The following is an 18702-nucleotide window of genomic DNA, read 5'->3' as shown; positions in this document are numbered from 1 at the left end:
CCGGCAGCCTTTTTTTATAGCCTAACAGCAGGTCTCTCCTCCAGAAAATAATATTCCTCAGGCAAATAAGGCTTCAATACTCCTAGCCAATAGGGCGAAGGCTTTTTCAAGAAGTACCAGGTCGCGCCGCTCCAGCTTTTCAACCAGTGGGCATCCCTGAACTTTAGCTCGCTCCCTAGAATCAAATGCTGTTGTCCTTTGGACTCGGTGGGTTCACGGACATAGGCATAGGTTTGCTTTCGGTATTTCCAATGAAGATTCCCCTTTTCAGGCCACCGTCGCGTCAGCGTATCTTTCACACCTTCGTTCGCCCACATAGGACTTAGGTGCGATTGAATCCAGGCGGGTTCCGCAACAGCTGGCAAAGAGGCTAACGCAATTTCTCCCACATTTTCTGCCCAAACCGCCTCCCCTTTATACGTACTAAGGTATGCCTGCGGTTTTGATTCAGGTGTTTGCCAAAACAGCAGCCCCAAAAGCGCGCAACTCTTCCAGCCGCGAGGAGCCAAAACAAGTACGGCAATAGCTAGAAAATAAACCGCTATTTCAAGAAGTGAGATTTGCAAAAACGGCATAACCGATGTGACTCGCTCCACCCAGCTGAACATCAAACCATGCAATAATTTAAAGCTGGTATTCAAAAGATAGCCCAAAGGCTGAAAAGCCCAATCGGGCAAAAAAGTACCTATCACCAGCAGTAAAAAACCCAAAAATAAGGCGATAGAGGAAAATAAAATCAAAAACGGATTCAAGAGAAAAAAGGAAAGCGGATGCGGTAATTGATGAAAGTAATAGACAATTAATGGCCAGGTAAAAACCTGTGCAGCTAGAGCGACACAAGTCAACTCCCAAATTTGCGTTAAAGGCCACTTAAACCAGCCTCGAAATGTCAAGAGCTTTGCCCAACGCTGCTGAAAAACAATTAATCCCCAAACCGCTAAATAAGACAACTGAAAACCTGCTTGAAACAAGGACTCCGGCTGAATAATCAACAAAATAAACGCACTAAAAGCGAGGGTATTCAGACTTTCTTGCCGTTTAAGAAAAGTTTTAGCAAATAATATCACCGAAAACATCCACGCAGAGCGTAGCACAGGCAAAGAGAACCCACTAATCCCGGCATAGCACCAAAGCAAAGCCATCATTAATCCGAAAAATACATAGGGTCCAACCGGCCTTAATTTCAGCAAAAAGCCTAATAAAAAACTCAAGCCCAGATAAAGCAATCCCACATGAAGCCCTGAAACAGATAATATATGGATTGCCCCTAGAGCGGAATAAGTCGATAAGGTCTCGAAATCAATCTTCGTCTTCACACCGAGCAACATCGCCTCGGCCACATCCCGATCCCGACCAGGTTCAAATGCCCGTTCTAGTAGACGAACAAAATGAGACTGAGCTTTTTGGAAAAAAGTGGACTCAACTGTTCCTTTTTGTATGAGTCGAATTCGATCAAACGAAACAAAGGCAGATCCACCAATCCCCTTTTGAGCAAAATAATCTCCCCAATCTTTCTCAAAGGGGAAAAGAGGTTTCGGGAACGGCTTAACTGCCTGCCTTACAACATAGACATCTCCGGCGCTCGGTTTAGGCAATTGCTTAGCAAGATATAACCGAAATAAACCAGCCGAAGAAGACCAGTTACTGGAGGAATCCCTCAGAGCTATGCTTCTAGCTAAAACGGACCAAGTTTTGGGTTTCGCTTCTACAAGCCCTTCTACTCGAAACACAAAACCATCAGAAGGAAGTGCAGGCAAAACAGGTTTCGTATAGTCAGTCCAAGCCATCGCAAAAAAAACAAGCAAGCAGGATATTCCAACACTTTTAAAAACTCTACCGGATAGTAGAAATCCTAAAAAACCGAGAAAAGGCCAATAAGTGAATCCTGAAAGCAAGATTCCTACCATCCAAAACAACAGAATTCGGACGAAAGGGAAACGCGAAAAATAAGAGATCATCGATTAGGCGGAAATGCCTAAAGGTAGAATTTTTTGGAGGAGATAAGTGCCTCCACTTCATCAGGAACTAGATATTTTATCGATTTACCTTGTTGAATACAGGCCCTAATATAAGTCGCAGAAATATGTAAAACAGGTGCTTCGATCCGCTGAACGTTTTTATGAGACCATAAATCAGAAACCAGCTCTTCTCCACGCGGGTAAACGAAGAGTCCATAATAATCAAGTATCTGGTTATAGTTTTTCCAGCTCTTGAACTGTTCTAAATTATCACCTCCGATAATCAATTTGAATTCGTTCTCGGTATGGCGCTCTGCTAAATGCACTAGCGTATCAATCGTGTAAGAAGGACGAGGTAAATGAAACTCAATGTCGGAAGATTTGAAAGCATAATTAGCTGCTATGGCGCGGTCCACTAGATCTAACCGATCAAACTCATGCAATAACGATTTACTCTTTTTATGTGGATTTTGAGGAGAAACGACGAACCAGATTTGGTCCACCTCCGCCTGATTCAACACCGCCTGCGCAATGATCAAATGACCCTGATGAATCGGATTAAATGAACCAAAAAACAGGCCTACTTTCATGATTGCTTTAATTTATCGAACAAAGCTTGAGCCTCCGCAACGGCCTCTTCTAATTTGTCATTCACCAATATAACATCAAATTGATCTTGGAAGGACCATTCGAATTTCATCTTGAAGATACGCTTGGACAAAGCCTCCTCATCTTCCGTACCACGTGAACGCAAACGTTCCTCCAGCATCTCAAGAGTAGGTACCTTCACAAAAACGGCTAATGCCCTATCGCCATAATACTTCTTCAAAGCTAAGCCTCCGCGGACGTCCACATCGAAAATCACCTGTTTCCCGGAAGCCCAAATACGTTCAATTTCAGCCTTTAATGTACCGTAATAGGCCCCAGCGTATACCTCTTCCCATTCGACGAACTCGTCATTGGAAATTTTTGCACGAAAATCATCTGGCGTTAAAAAGTAGTAATCCTTACCGTGCTCTTCATGTCGACCTCGCTTATCGCGGGTGCAGGCAGAAATAGAAAAGCCTAAATCAGCATTGCGCGCTAATAATTCTTTAACGATGGTTGTTTTCCCAGAGCCAGACGGGGCTGAAAATATGATAAGTTTGCCTTCCAAAAATTCTGATGATTATATGAACCAACAAAATAAGGGAATTAAGAGCAATATAAGGAGGATAATAGATGATATTTTTGACCGAATGCTATCGATTAACTGGGCTGGACAGGTAGAGGTGCATTTGGATTTTAAGGCCTGACGAAGAGCGAGCTCAAGTTTATACCCTTCTTGACAAGAAGAACAGAGCTCTTTATTGACCAAAAAACGGGCTTCTTCCTCAGCTGACGCCTCTTTATCCAAGATGCGTTGGATCAACTTCAGGCAATCAGGCTGATGGGAACAATTCGACTTCATAGTGTTTTAAACATCGATGGCAAAAAAATAGTTCCGAGCTAGGCTGACAACATGTCAGTTTTGTAACCTCTTTTTGCAGCATACACAGCTAAGGTTTCTTTTAGCATGGTACGTGCCCGATGAAGTCGAGAACGAACGGTACCGATAGGAATATTCAGAATTTTAGCCATTTCTTCGTAGCTGAACTCCTCTAAATCACACAAAATGATAATCATTCGAAAGTCCACAGGCAAAGCTTGAATAGCCGAAGTAATCTCATCGCCTAGCATTTCATTTACTGTCTCCGCCTGCAAATCTGCTTGAAAAGCAGGTTCTGGATCATCATCCCCAGTAAAAGATTGCTCTACCCATTCAAATTCAACTTTCGAAGGGCCGCGGGATTTCTTGCGGTAATCATTGATAAAATTATTCTTGAGAATGCGGAACAACCAAGCTTTGGCATACGTACCTGGTTCAAAAGAGCCTATAAAACGAAAGGCCCGCATGCACGTATCTTGAACTAAATCATGTGCATCATCCTCGTCATTGGTGAGTCGAAGGGCAAAATTATACATCGCATCCATATGTGGAACAAACTCCTTTTCAAAGAGATCCCTGGCTTGCGATTCGGTCAGCGCAATAGCTGAACTTGATTCTGTACTCATGGCGGTTTATCTAAAAGATACCGCAGCACTTACAATTTAAACGCCAAAAATAAATGATGACAAAAAGGCTTATTTCCCCTTGTTAAATAGCTCTAACAAGGTAAACACAGCGATTCCTAACAAGGTACTTAAGAGTGCCTTCAAAAGACTGAGACCAAACAAACTTGCGTCACTGGCTTCTAATAAGAACAAAACCACGTGATGAGTAAATAGCATTAAGGCCAAATAGGGATAAAACCACATCCACTTCATCTCCTCTAAACTAATGGAAGATCGCTCATCATATCCGTTCGCAGGAGTCAGTATTTTAAAGAAAGTGGGGCGTAACCACGCTATCAATACCGTTGAAAAAGCGTGCATCCCATGGGTATTATAAAATGTATCCAACAACCAGCCCAATACAAATCCTCCCAAAATGAGATATAGCGGAGGTGTTTCAATGGGTGCTTTGATAAGAGCCCATAAATAAATAAAACAGAAACCGTAATAAAACAAGGCCAAATCCCGCAAAAACAATAGCTGTACTACGATGGACAATACCACCGCAATCCACCATTTGTATTGAAAATTAGCACTCATTCTAGTCGATTTTAGGTTTAGCTTGTTCTAATTTATCCTGTTGTCCAGAAAACTTGTTTTCAATCACATATACGTAACGCAGAGTCGAAAAGCGCGTTAATAACATCACCTTGATATCGTGGAAAGTTCCATCATCTTGTAAGCCCACTTTGGCCACAATTCCAATCGGAATATTAGGAGGATAAACCGCGTTGTAATCAGAAGTTACGATGGTATCGCCTTTAACAACTTTCTTATATTTAGACACATCCATTAACTCCGCGACTTCTGTTTGATAGCCAGGCCACTTGATGTAACCTAATTCACCTGAGGACTTAATTTTAGCCGAAACCGTATTGCTTGTATGCAAAACAGATACAATTAAAGCCAAATTCTCGGTACAAGAAATAACTTTTCCTACCACGCCTGTCGAAGAAATAACAGCCATACCTGGCTTAATACCATCTAATGAGCCTTTTTCAATGGTTAAATAGTTTTGAGAATTGCGGGTGCTTTGATCGATAACCTTACAGGCAATCGGCTTATAACGATCAAGGGCGGCTTGACTAAAAAATACCGGCAATTCAGCTTTTTGTTGGACTTGGGCTTGCAATCGAAAAACTTGTTGATGCAGCTTTTGATTCTCCAGGGCTAATTCCCCATTGATTTCCCGTAATTGATGGTAGGTCGCTACTTCTTGACGAGTAGACAAAATAGATGCCGCCCAAGCATTCGTGGTATTGAAATAAAGCGTATGTTGGTAATTATTGTAGCTAAACACAGACCAAAGACTGATGACCTGCAGCAAAATAAACAGAAGCAGATTTCGCTGACGCAATAAAAACTCAAACAGTTGATTCATCCCCTACTAGGTAATCAATACCGGACGGTATTTCTCTAAGTTTTTCAAGATTTCTCCAGTACCACGAATTACAGCTTTCAATGGATCATCTGCCACGTGCACTTTAAGTTGCGTCTTTTTCTCAATACGCTTGTCTAATCCATGCAACATCGCACCACCACCTGCCAAGTGAATACCATTGTGGAAGATATCACCTGATAATTCAGCTGGAGCTCTTTGCAACGTTTCCATGATAGCTACTTCAATCTTCGTAATTGAACTATCTAACGCATAGGCGATTTCAGAATAATTAATCAAGATTTCTTTCGGAATACCTGTCATTTGATCACGGCCACGGATTTCAAAATCCGCTGGTGGATTCTCTAATTCTGGAAGCGCAGATCCTACTTGAATCTTAATTTGCTCAGCAGAACGCTCACCAATCACTAACTTATGCTCACGCAACAAATAGTCTTTAATATCACGTGTGAACTCATCTCCCGCCACACGAATCGAGTTTTCAACGACGATACCGCTTAATGAAATAATTGCTACCTCGGTTGTTCCTCCTCCGATATCCACTACAAGGGATCCGTTCGGTTGCTCAATATCAATTCCGATACCAATAGCCGCGGCAATCGGTTCGTGTACCATATACACTTCACGTGCTCCAGCATGTTCTGCGGAGTCTTTTACGGCTCTTTTTTCCACCTCCGTAATTCCGGATGGAATACAAATAACCATTCTTAATGCTGGAGAAAAGAAGGAATTTCCTTTATCCATCATTTTGATTAAACCACGCATCATTAACTCTGCAGCGGTAAAATCAGCAATCACACCATCTTTTAAAGGACGAATCGTCTTGATGTTATCATTCGTTTTCTCGTGCATCATCATCGCTTGACGACCTACTGCTAATACTTTATTGGTATTGCGATCTAATGCGATGATGGAAGGTTCGTCTACGACTACCTGATCTTTGTGAATAATCAAGGTATTTGCCGTACCTAAGTCCATGGCAATATCCTTCGAAAGAAAATTAAATAAGCCCATCTGATTTTGTGATAGTAAAACACAAATTTACATAAAAATTGAGCTAAAATTTGAAAAAAATCGAATTTTACAATTTCCTCGAAATAATTATAAAATAGGCCAAAGCAGGGACTACAAATTACTTCCTCCGATAAATCGACTCTTTATTGATATATTACAAATAAATACCCGAAAAAAAACAGGACAACTTGTTCAAATTAATCGACGAAATAATTTGGAATTGTTATCTGATTTATTAGTTTTGTCCAAGTTTATTTGAATAATCGTATTATTTACTCCGTTTGGTGACAAATTATGGAAGATTATAACAAGATCATTGAGTCCTTGGGTGTTAAATTCATCAAAGCGAGAAACATTAGAATATTACAACCTATTCGTATCAAGAATTTCTATGACGTAGAAAATTCGCTCTTGATATTGTACAAAGGTGAGGTGTCTTTTGGTGAAGAAGAGACTCCAGTGGAAGAAGGCGACATGCTTTTCATCCCAGGTGGAAAAATGATTAGCGTAACCTACGGAAACGCAGAAAAACCGAAAGCGGTGAACAACGAAGAGTTCATGACACACCGCGAATTGTATTTTGACCAAAATACGGATGCTACGCAAATCGGAACGCAACCTAATTCCTTCGGAATGGTAGCCTTTGAAGCAAAGGTGTTTGACTCTGTTAACTTCTTTACTTCTTTAGATATCCCTCCGTTCTTAATCAAGCGTGACGATAAACTAGCAGCTACCATCCGCGAAATCTTAGAAGAGGATTTATCAGATGCGATCGGGAAAGGACGTATCATCAAAATCAAAACGGAGGAGATCGTTATCGAAGTGATTCGCTACATCATCGAAAACCGTTTATTCGTTGAGCAATTAGCTACGAACTCGACTTACTTTAAAGACCCACGCTTAATTGATATCTTCGCTTACATCAAAGATCATTTGGGTGGTGATTTATCTAACAAAGTATTAGCAAACGTGGCTAACGTTTCTGAAGACTATGTAGGACAATATTTCAAGATGTTAACGGGTATCAACCCACAAGATTATATCGAGTACCAACGCATGGAAGCAGCGGTAGGTTTACTTCGCACAACGAAGAAATCGATCCGCGCGATCGGTTCCGAGGTAGGCTACAAGGACACGGCTTATTTCTGCCGTCGATTCAAAATGATGTTTGGCATTCCAGCTGGAAAGATGAGAAGACGAGAGTCGTTGATGAATATTTAAACAAAAAAGCCCGCTGAAATCAGCGGGTTTTTTGTTTAGTCGCTAGTCACTAGTCGCTAATCGAATAGAATTTTTTAATAGCCCAGATGCATCGCATTCGGGCTTTTTTATGCCCTAAGCCCATTCATTCGTATAAAATTCCGAAAATTATACCTCAATTAATTTGGTATTCTACTATTAGTTTGTGAGATACTCTAATTTCGCGAGCTTCAGGTGTCAGATTAAGTCCTGAAAATTATTCACATTAACTCTTTTTCTTATGAAATCTACCATTTTACTTCTGGCAACAATAGCATTGCTTTTTACTAGCAATACAGTGAACGCTCAAATAACTACAACTGGGATGGCTATCCAGGGGATTGCTAGAGATGCTAGTAATAATGCAATCACAAATGCAACAATAGGACTAGAATTTACTGTCCATTACACGAAAGCGGGATCAGATGTGGCGCTTTCCCCAACCACTGCCTCTCTTACGACGGATGCTTTTGGAGTATTCTCTTATGTGTTAGATATGTCCTCCATTGAAAATACCCTCTTTTACGATTACCAATTAAAATTAAAAATAAGACAAACAAATCCCGACGCATTAATTTCCGATGAAGATCTACGCTTTGTTCCTTATGCTGTTTCAGCAAGTAATGGCGTTCCTACAGGGTCAATTATGCCTTTTGCGGGTAGTGTTGCACCACGAGGATGGGTTTTGTGTAATGGAGCTCCACTTCCTTCCACAGCCGTAACACTAAAAGCCATGATAGGTGATAATGCCCCTGACTTAAGAGCTATGTTCCTTAGAGGTACTGGTACAAATGGAACTACGGGATATACTACGAGAGTGGGGCCTGATTTGAGGGCAATTCAAGCAGATGCACTGAAATCTCACCTTCATGAAAAAGGAACAATCGCTACATCTTCAGCAGGCGATCACACTCACACAACGACGTTTTATAATGATGATTTCGATGGTAGTGGAGGAAGCGCTGATCAACAATGGGGCTTAGAGAACGATTCAAACATAAATGGCAACAGAAAACCCCAACCACCAACCTCTTCCAATGGTGCGCATACTCACACAATTACAGGGTCTACTGCACTTACAGGTGACTTACTAGAAACGCGTCCAGTAAACTATGGAGTAAACTATATTATCAAGCTATAATTCTGCAGATCCCCATTAAAGATTAATAACTATTTCACGCCCTCAGATGAAAAAAACATTATTGGTTCTTTTCCTATTATTCATTTCCATTGTTTCCTTTTCTCAAGACAGGAAGGGCGCTAAATTCATACATGGTGGCCAATTTATTGTTAAAACTGTCGGAACAGGATCTACCGCAAAAAAATATAGAATAACAGTAGGTACGCCCATTTATGGGAAACGCTCAGGCACGGACACTACTCGGGTTATCAAACCCTTAGATATTCGATTCCCTTGGGATATCTTGTATCTATACGACACTTTTGGAGAAGATTATTTTACTGTTTCTAAAGGGTATTTTGGTGATAAAGTTAAAATAGAATGGGAGTTAAAGAATAATATAACTGGAAGTTCTGCTGTAACCGGTTTGAAAATTTTCCGAAGAGTCTATAATCCTGTTAACCCTAATTCTTGGGGTAATCCTATTGCAAACTTAGCCGCTACAAGTACTTCTTATGAGGATAAATACATAGAGGGTGGTATACTCTACGAGTATAAGTTATATGCAAATGGCGTAAATTCTACTGAACTTAAGTACCGGAATTTTATTACTGGCATTGGATTCCGGAGCCCTACCGCTATCGTAACTGGAAATATCAATTTCAAAGGAGGAAATCCCGTAAAAGATGTGCTAGTCCAGGCTAATTCTAAAGGAGGATTTACAAGTCCTCTCATCGGATTACAAATTCCTGAATCAAGCGATTTAGCCATTAAAGAAATGAAAAATGGGATAACGAATGCCCTTACAATGCAAGCCTGGCTAAAACCGACAAGTCCATTTTTAAACGATCAAGGTAATCCAATCAGAGTATTCAGGATTCGTAGTTCTACTCAAGCTACGAATACGATCGACGTTTTAGCCAATCTTAAATTAGCAAGTAAAATACTAGAAATAACTATTGGGGGTAGAGTCTATCAAATAAGCAATTACTTCCCTTCTGGAAAAACGGATGATCGAGGGAACGATGAGCTAATCCCAGTGTCTGAATTCAATACACAATTCACACACCTTTCTGTAGTTATTAATCATGGAAGCGTGCCTACGCTTTATATCAATGGAAGACCTATCTCCGCTGCTTATCGTTTACAAACGCATACTAATTTAATTAATGCGAAAGTAGCTTCTTACGCTGCACCTTACTTTACTGTGAGTGTTCCCACTGGAACTATTTCGCTTACCTTATTGTCCCAATTTGCAAAATGGAATGATGTATTTGTGGGAGGAAATAATAGCGCTAGATTTGATGAGATACGTGTTTGGAATAAGGCCGTCGATACGGCAGCCATCCGAACTGATTACAAAAGATATATCAGTGGCAATCAGCCTAGCCTTATTTCCTATCTATCCCTAAATGAAGGGGCAGGCGAATATGCTTATGACTTATCAAGAACAGGCTTCGACTACAACGAAAATAATGGTATGTTGGGAGTATCAACAACTTGGGTGAGAGGTGCAGGAAATACACCAAATACTAATCAATTAGGCATTTTAGGGGTGACTGATGAAAAGGGAAATTATGAAATTACCAATATACCTTATTCAGGAACAGGGGAATCGTATACGATTACACCTATGTTTGGTCAACATAAATTTGAACCAAATCAGCAATTAGTCTTTTTAGGTCAGGGGTCCGAAGTGGCGAATAAGATCGACTTTACGGATGTGTCATCCTTTAGCTTTAAAGGGAAAGTTTTGTATGATTCAAGGGGCGTTTTCCCTTCGTTTGTGGCAGTGAATGCTATTACCAATCCTAATAATAAATTTAATTTATTAAGGGAGTTTATTGATTATGTGGAGGGTGGCGCTAGCATTCAAGACATTGGATATAATTACTATCAAATAGTAGATCAAAAATATAGCAAAGGGGAATTTTGGAAAAATACCAATGGAACATCCTCCCCATCGGATGATTACTTAGAAAGATACAGTACTATCTATGTTGAGGGCGCAAATGTGTATGTGGATGGCGTCTTACAATTAGATGCGAATAACTTACCTGTAGAAACTACTAAAGAGGGTCGATTTGATATCAGTGTCCCAATTGGGAATCACGCGATAACTGTCAAAAAAGAGGGGCACACCTTCAGCTATAATGGACGTTATCCGGCAGCACCTGGGACTTTCCAAGAGTTTTTTGAAGATTCAAATGAACCCGTTGTATTTATTGATAGTACGAAGATTCAATTCGTAGGTAAAGTGGTAGGTGGACCCATCGAAGCAGCTAAAAAGATTGGTTTTGGGCAAAATGGACTACTAACCAGAGAGATAAAAAGTGACTCCCTTGGAAATAAAGAAATCCTGGAAGTAAGTGCAAAAAACAATATTGGAGTCGCAAGATTTAAATTAGAATACGGATCAGGACTAGTTCCTCCCACTCAGATTAGTACCTTCCAAACCAATGTAAATTCAGGAGAATTTCGGGTCAATTTATTGCCTTTACTCTACAAATTAGAAGGGCAATCTAGTATAACTATTCCTACCCAATCTGATATTCGCTTAATTGGCAATGGCACGAGTGAAACGCTAGATTTTACAAAAATAGTTGCTAAAACAACTCCAGTATTTAAATATAAGTCCTTTGGAGATAAAGATTCTACTGTGCTTAATGGAGAACCTTATCACTATGCAAAAAATTACATATATAGATCTACACCCCTTTTAAAAGTACTCAAGCAAACATCTGATGAGATCATAAAAGTAGCAGGAGTAGAAATATCGACAGCTAATTTTACTACCCCCATTTATACCCAATTCTTTCCTTATGAAATTGATCTTCAACGAATAGAACGGTATCTAAATAAAGACGTTACTCCAGTGGATACCAATAACGTACCTATTGCAGATGGACAACTCATTGCTTCTAACACCTTAGCCTTATCAAATACAGAAATTGTAACTACGGATGCAACTGATCCGAGTATATTACATTATTCGTTTAAGGCGGGTATTCCGAACATTGCTCCCCCCTTTAGGAAATCCATTGGTTTATTCTACCGAGTTAATAATATAGAAATTCCTGTTACTCTAAAAGCAGAAGGTATCATTTTAGGTGGGGCATCAGATGGCAGCCAAACGTTCGTAACTGAAGCGCCAGATGTTCCTGCTATTATTTTAAGGGATCCACCGGGAACAAATAGCTCTGCCTCCATAGAAAAAGGAACAGTTATTTCGTTTAACACGAGAAGTTCATTTGGTAGACGAGAGGGTGGAAAAATAGAAACTGAAATAGGTGGAGGAACCTATTTTGAACTTCAAGGAGGGCTAGTTCCTACTCCTAGGGTAAGTATTGAAAACAAACAATCATTAGATATTGGATTAGGCTTTCAGAATACGACAACAGATGGAAAGAATATGAATACATCCTATTCATTCAATAAAACCATTTCAACAAGTTCTGAGTCTGATTATGTAGGTTCGGAAGGAGATTTATATATTGGCAATTCGAAGAATATCTATTATGGTTCTTATGATAATATGGTAGCCTCCAGAACTATTCCACAAAAATATGTGAATGGGATAGCGACAAATTTATCCCCTAATGAATATATTGTTTTAGGTACATCGGATTTTCCAATCTATATCAGTAAGCAAAAAGCTTTGAGTTATATTGATAAGCCTTTGGAAACATTTTTTATTTACTCCCAAAAGCATATTCTAAACACACTCATTCCGGAGTATACATTAGCCATGCAAGCAATTAAAAATGGGCCTAACCCGGGATCAGCAGCCAATTTAAAATTGTTAGCGCAGAAGGCAGAACAAATCAGACTTTGGAAAAAAGTTATTTTCGATAATGAAAAAAGCAAATACCTAGCTAAAAATGATCGCACAAAATATAAAGAGGGTCTTGAAGAACAAATCACTGCTTATGAGAACAAACTTAAAACTGCCCTTGATGGAGTGAGCGACCCGTTAGCGCAGGACAATATAGAAGCACAAATAGAAGATTCAGATAGTATTCGCGTTGTTTTTAACACAGAATTTGAGAAAAACATTTCTTTTGATGCCGGCGTGGGAGAATATTCTCAAAGCGTTAGAACAAGTGTGATCAATACCATTACGACTAATTATAATGTAATATTTGACCAAAGCGTAGCAACCACATTTGGCTTTTCGATTAATAAAATAGGCATAAATGCGAAAACAAGTGCATTCTTTCAGCAAGATATAAATTCGGCAATGGTTCAAGAATATGCTGCCTCTAATACCATAACTTATCGCCTAAAAGATAACGATCCGGCTAATTTTCTGAGTGTAGACGTGGTTAATTCATTTGATGGTAATGGCCCCATTTTTTCTGTCTTAGGAGGAAGAACCTCCTGCCCTTATGAAGGGGCAGAAACATCAGAATTTTTCCCTGAAACAGTCTTTAAGGAACATTTTGAAAAGATTAATGCCAAGAAAACAGCCATCACTTCGATAGAAACACAAATTAATGAAAAAGAAAAAGCGTATAATCTAATAAAAACAACGGGAACCGTAGCTGCTATAGGAAATAATAGAAGAGAAAAGGCTGCTTTGATTGCTACAAAAAATCGCTTAGAAAACGAGCTAATTAGCTTGGATAGTTTAATTGAAAATAGCTTTGATAAATATGTAAGTGCTGTGAAGGCTCCATTGAATAAAGCCACTCAGAAAGTTGAAGTTCCTGAATTAAATGTGACTAAAGATAACATTATCAATGTCCCTGAAGCGAAAAAAGCGGAATTTGAATTAAAATTAAGAAATAATAGTACAGCGGGTGTAGATGCAGATTTTAAACTGGTGGTGGATAATACCACGAATCCGAATAATGCTTTAATCAACATTGAACAAAATGGTACCATTGTGCACGTACCTTATGGTCAAACCGTTATCTACAAATTAACGTTAGGTAAGTCCATTTCAGATGTGTACAATTATAATAATATTAAGATTCGGTTAGAGTCCCTTTGTGATGGAGTAGATGTAAGTTCTTCCGTCGTAATATCTGCGCAATTTGTACCTGCATGTACGGATGTCGAAGTAAGTAATCCCTTAGGGAACTGGGTCTACAACAAGGCTGCCTCTCCGAATAAATTAACTGTTAACGTCAGCGGATTTAACGCAAACTTTGCGAGTTTCAAGCAGATTGATTTAGAATACAGAGCATCGGGATCCGCGAATTGGACTAGATTGCAAACCTATTTTAATAACGAAACCCTATTGAATTCGAGTAGTTTCCCCGATAAAAAATCGATGATAGCCGCGCGCGCTACACTGCCTTTCGAAATGGATGTATTGGCATTAAACCTAGCAGACGGCAACTACGAAATTAGAGCCCGAAGCAGTTGCACAAATAATACAACCTATATTTCAGATCCTATTACGGGGAAAATCGACCTTAACGCACCTGTTAAATTCAACGCGCCCCTACCTATAGATGGAATTTTAGGTGCAGGCGAGGATATTAAGGTAAGTTTCAACGAGCCTATCATATTTAGTTCAGGAACCAGTTTAGTGAAGATTGAGGGCCAAACAAACCAGCTAAAGATTAATCACGATGTCTCCTTGTTATTCGAAGGAACAAACAATACGATGGTGATTAATCAACCTAAGATTATGACAGGGGATTTAACGTTAGAGTTTTGGCTTAAATTAAACTCAACAGCTAATGCAACGATCTTAAAACAAAATGACGGAATAAATATAGACCTAATCGATGGTAAAATAAGTTTCACAATCGGGGGGATACAAGTACAAGGTAGCGCTCCGACGGATGACTTATTCCACCACTATACCTTTGTATATAAAAACAAGACGGGAGAGGTCTCTATTTTCCGTGATGCCCTGGATCCAGAAAATAAAACGGGAGGAATCAACCTGCCTACAGCGAACAACGAAGCTATTATCCTAGGGGGAAATACGTTTAAAGGTAATGTGCATGATTTACGGATTTGGAATAAAACAATCAGCCAACCCGATGCATATGCGAATAGAGAAACAAGACTTAGCGGGAATGAGCCTAACCTTATCGGTTTTTGGCCTATGGATGAAGGAAATGGAACTATTGCCTATGATAAGGCAAGATTTAAGCATGCGGAAATCAAAACGAACTGGGATATCAAACCTAGAGGAACGGCTTATTCATTTGCAAATAAGCAGCACCTTAGTCTAGAGAATGTTACTTCTGTTCAATTAACCAAAGAAATGGATGCGACGATCTCCTTCTGGATAAAAACGGAAGGAAATCAAGAGGCTACCATTTTCTCAAACGGAAAAGGGGACGGAACCGATATTACCCAATCTGATGGTTTTGATAATAAATGGGCAGTTAATTTAACAACTGCTGGAAATTTAACCTTTAACAGTGAAGGAAAGCAACTGGTATTAACAACCACTCCTATCTCGGATAATTTGTGGCATCACGTTAGTATCCTGCTGAATCGACAAGGTGCGCTAACAACCTATGTAGATGCAGCATCGGTTTCCGCTAACCTGATGACAGGTATTGGTGGATTCTCCGGAGGTCGCATTTGGCTAGGAGCTAGAGGAAGCCAAGATTTAGCTGGATATTCTGTAGATCGCAGGTTCACTGGAAAAATAGATGAATTCCAACTTTGGAATACTTTACGCAATGAGGATCAAATCAAGCGAGATCGTTTCTTTGAAGTGAGTCCAAATAGTATAGGTCTACTGCTTTATGCGCGCATGAATCAACCTACTCCTGCTTCATCTGATGGACCAAGGTATTATCATGCAATAGAGGGTAATAAAATCAGTACTAGCTTTGCGGTAGTCAGAACAGACACAACATTATCCGAAGTGAATTTTTCTGTCGACGCACCGGCGGTAAAACCAGAAAGATCCGTAATCAACTTTGAGGTAAACCGCGTCATCAACAATACAGAAATGATCCTCGAACCGGTCATAACTGATATCGCATCGCTAGAAGGCCAAATGGTAGACATCACCGTTCACCGAATGTTTGATGCAGCTAATAATGCTCAGGCCTCTCCTATTACCTGGACAGCCTTCTATAGACGCCATGAAATCAGCTGGTTTGCAGAGGGTTATAATGAAATCGTCGATATAGTGAAGCCAGCCGGGGAGGCGAATAGCTTTGAGATCACGCTATTGAACAAAGGAGGTAAAACACGTCCATTCACTATCACCAATATTCCGAGGTGGTTAAGTTTAAGTAGAACCACGGGATCTATAGCGGCAGATAGCAAATTAGTTATCATAGCGACAATTGACAAGGATTATACGCCGGGTGAGTATATTGAAAATCTACATTTACAAACAGACTTTAATTACGACGAAAAACTACAAGTTAAGGTACGTGTTTTAGCAAAAGAGCCTTCGTGGAATGTCAACGCGGCTAGTTTTAATAAAAGTATGACCCTAGTAGGACGCATTCAGGTTAACGGCGTCTTCTCTAATGATCTGTATGACCTAGTCGCTGCCTTCCAAAATGGCAAGCTTGTAGGTACCGCAAAGCCCATCTATAATGAGGCTTATAAACAATACTTTATCTTCTTAACGCTCTATAGTAGTGAGTTAACTACGGATAAAATCACATTCAAAATTTGGGATGCCTCTGCTGGAAAAATAGTAGAAGCAACCGCAAATGGCAATTTAACGCTCGATTTCCAAGACAATGACATTCGCGGTAGTTTGAGCAGTCCTGTCTTGCTAGCAAATACTAGCCTGGTCGAACAAAATATTGCTTTGAATAAAGGATGGACCTGGGTTTCTATGAATGTAGACGACCCTAATTTTAGCAATTTAAATACGCTAACAAAAGAGCTATCGTTGGAAACAGATGACCGCATTGTAGCAGGATCGAGACAGGAAATCTATTCGAAGAACATTGCTATTCCTACCTGGTCAGGAAGTATTAGTAGCAACGGAGGACTTAGCACCTCGGTTATGTATAAAATGTATCTTAACAAAGAGCAAACCTTAAACATTAAAGGGGCCGCTGTCGATATTTCTACTTGGACTTTCCCAGTGAAAACGAATTGGAATTGGCTTCCTTTCCCACTTCCAGGAAATCGATTACTATCGGAATCTATGGCCTATTTTGATGCAGTAGATGGGGATGTAATTAAGTCCCAAACTCAGTTCGCAATCTTCGATCCAATCTTAGGCTGGAATGGTTCAATGAAATACTTAGAATCAGGAAAAGGCTATATGTTAAAATCATCGAAAGACCAGACCTTCCGTTTCCCTTCTTATTTAGCAAAGAATATGGGTGTGGCTAAACCGGTGACTGGCCTTTTGCAAGTGGCAACAACTGCGCCATTTGAGGCAGAGAAGAAGGTTGCTGAATTTAATAAGTTTAGTCAAAACATGAACGCAGTTATTTCGCTTCCTTCAGGTTTTACTGATGTATTCGTTTATGACGAAGCACAAGTCCTAAAAGCAAAAGCATCTCGAAGTGAAGATAAGGAACTCGTTTACTTGACAATTTTTGGCGAAAAACCAGAAAATCTATTCTTCTACATAAGTAATGGAGGAAATAAACAGAAGACAACTGCCTCCGTTAAATTCGAAGCTAATCGCATCCTAGGAGCTCCTGCAAATCCTTTCGTACTCGAACTAGCTGAGGGCCGAAGTGTTCAATTATATCCGAATCCTTTCTCTAGTAATTTAACTATTGAACTAAATGCCGGTGTTAAGCAAGAATCTCAGATAGAAATTATTTCTTTGACTGGTCAAGTTGTTTATACACAAGCAATCCAAGTTCAAGCTGGAACAAATGTAATTTCCTGCAGACCACTTATTAGCAACGGTATTTACCTTGTTAGGGTACAAATCGATGGAAAAGAATTCGTCCAAAAAGTCATCAAACAAGCCGATACCAATTAATGAGAGATCAGTTTATGCATACGAAAGCGCTAGGATATTTCAGGTGGATCTGCCTGAGCATATTACTCCTCTTAGGTAATTTGACAAGCTATGCCCAAACTCCTGCATGGACGGTCAAAGAAAATGACTTCCAATACACCATGACCTATGTGGGCTTTCTCACATTAGATGGAGTTCGATTAAACAAAACGACTGACATGGTGGGAGCCTTTGTTAATGGCCAATGCCGTGGCGTGGCGAATTTAATTTTTGTCGCTAACCAAAACCGGTATTATGCCTACCTTACGGTTTATTCAAACACCCAGAACGAGGTCGTTCAGTTTAAAATCTATGACTCAAGCTTGAATATCATTAAAGATGTTCCTAAAACGGTCTCTTTTGTGAATAATCAGCACTCAGGAAATTTATTTCAAGGCTATAGCTTTGCAAGTCCAGCCCTAAGTTCAAGTGCAGAAATTGTAGATGTGAACTTTACGGGAGTTGCCAGGAAAAGTATCGCGTTTAATGGAAATATTATTTCGGTCTTCCTAGACGCCAACCAAAACTTGACAGCCTTAAACGCCCTAGTAAGTACCAGCCCAGGTGCCAGCATTTATAGAGGCACTAGTCCACTGGTATCAGGAGATAACTCCATTGATTTCTCTTCTCCAGTTACCTTAAAAATAAGGTCAGAAGATGAGACCGTGGTAAAAGAGTGGGTAGTTCAGATTCCTCCTTCAATTACCTACCAGAGAAAAAATGCTACTTGCTATGCGAAAGGCCAAATTAAAGTTGGCTTTGCAAAAGCCGGTTCCCCTATTACGCTAGAGCAGAATGGAACCATTCTAGCCACCCAATCCATTAGCAACGGAGAAACTATTTTTACGAATTTAAATCCAGGGACCTATATTGTAAAAGCCGCCGGAATTTCGAAATCCATTACTATCCTTCAACTTTAATATAA

General features: G+C 39.8%; 11 protein-coding genes. 4 read left to right on the top strand and 7 right to left on the bottom strand.

Going from position 1 to position 18702, the window contains the following annotated elements:
* Nucleotides 1–14 precede the first annotated feature (14 nt).
* The 7 genes from ACILP5_RS04540 to ACILP5_RS04510 form a co-directional block, all read right to left on the bottom strand.
* A complete protein-coding gene (locus tag ACILP5_RS04540; protein WP_395617470.1) occupies nucleotides 15–1958 on the bottom strand; it encodes a ComEC/Rec2 family competence protein in 1944 nt (647 codons plus the stop codon).
* A 17-nt stretch (nucleotides 1959–1975) separates the two neighbouring features.
* On the bottom strand, nucleotides 1976–2548 hold the full coding sequence (gene nadD, locus ACILP5_RS04535; RefSeq protein WP_395617469.1) for a nicotinate (nicotinamide) nucleotide adenylyltransferase: 573 nt from the start codon (nucleotides 2546–2548) through the stop codon (nucleotides 1976–1978).
* Nucleotides 2545–3114: a guanylate kinase gene (gene gmk / locus ACILP5_RS04530; protein ID WP_395617468.1), complete on the bottom strand. Its 570-nt coding sequence runs from the start codon at nucleotides 3112–3114 to the stop codon at nucleotides 2545–2547. Before gmk ends, nadD begins: the two co-directional genes overlap by 4 nt.
* 332 nt (nucleotides 3115–3446) lie before the next feature.
* Complete coding sequence (locus tag ACILP5_RS04525) at nucleotides 3447–4052, bottom strand: sigma-70 family RNA polymerase sigma factor (protein WP_395617467.1); 606 nt, start codon at nucleotides 4050–4052, stop codon at nucleotides 3447–3449.
* 69 nt (nucleotides 4053–4121) lie between these two features.
* Nucleotides 4122–4631, bottom strand: coding sequence for a hypothetical protein (locus ACILP5_RS04520; protein ID WP_395617466.1), 510 nt, complete (start codon nucleotides 4629–4631; stop codon nucleotides 4122–4124).
* A 1-nt stretch (nucleotide 4632) separates the two neighbouring features.
* A complete protein-coding gene (mreC, locus tag ACILP5_RS04515) occupies nucleotides 4633–5472 on the bottom strand; it encodes a rod shape-determining protein MreC (RefSeq protein ID WP_395617465.1) in 840 nt (279 codons plus the stop codon).
* Nucleotides 5473–5478: 6 nt separating this feature from the next.
* Entirely contained in the window at nucleotides 5479–6504 is a 1026-nt protein-coding gene (locus tag ACILP5_RS04510; RefSeq protein WP_130895380.1) for a rod shape-determining protein, read from the bottom strand.
* Nucleotides 6505–6798: 294 nt separating this feature from the next.
* Between ACILP5_RS04510 and ACILP5_RS04505 the strand changes: the two genes are divergently transcribed.
* From ACILP5_RS04505 to ACILP5_RS04490, 4 genes are all read left to right on the top strand, one after another.
* Nucleotides 6799–7725 (top strand): helix-turn-helix domain-containing protein, encoded by a 927-nt coding sequence (locus tag ACILP5_RS04505; RefSeq protein ID WP_395617464.1) that lies wholly within the window; start codon nucleotides 6799–6801, stop codon nucleotides 7723–7725.
* A 259-nt stretch (nucleotides 7726–7984) separates the two neighbouring features.
* Complete coding sequence (locus tag ACILP5_RS04500; RefSeq protein ID WP_395617463.1) at nucleotides 7985–8884, top strand: phage tail protein; 900 nt, start codon at nucleotides 7985–7987, stop codon at nucleotides 8882–8884.
* Between the two features lie 46 nt (nucleotides 8885–8930).
* Nucleotides 8931–17759, top strand: coding sequence for a LamG-like jellyroll fold domain-containing protein (locus tag ACILP5_RS04495; RefSeq protein ID WP_395617462.1), 8829 nt, complete (start codon nucleotides 8931–8933; stop codon nucleotides 17757–17759).
* Nucleotides 17759–18697: a hypothetical protein gene (locus ACILP5_RS04490; RefSeq protein WP_395617461.1), complete on the top strand. Its 939-nt coding sequence runs from the start codon at nucleotides 17759–17761 to the stop codon at nucleotides 18695–18697. The genes ACILP5_RS04495 and ACILP5_RS04490 overlap by 1 nt, the downstream gene beginning before the upstream one ends.
* Nucleotides 18698–18702: the final 5 nt, after the last annotated feature.

This window comes from Aquirufa sp., assembly GCF_044239315.1.
Lineage (GTDB): Bacteria > Bacteroidota > Bacteroidia > Cytophagales > Spirosomataceae > Aquirufa.
Note: the sequence above shows the minus strand (reverse complement) of the source record. Positions and strands in the feature narration are given on the sequence as shown.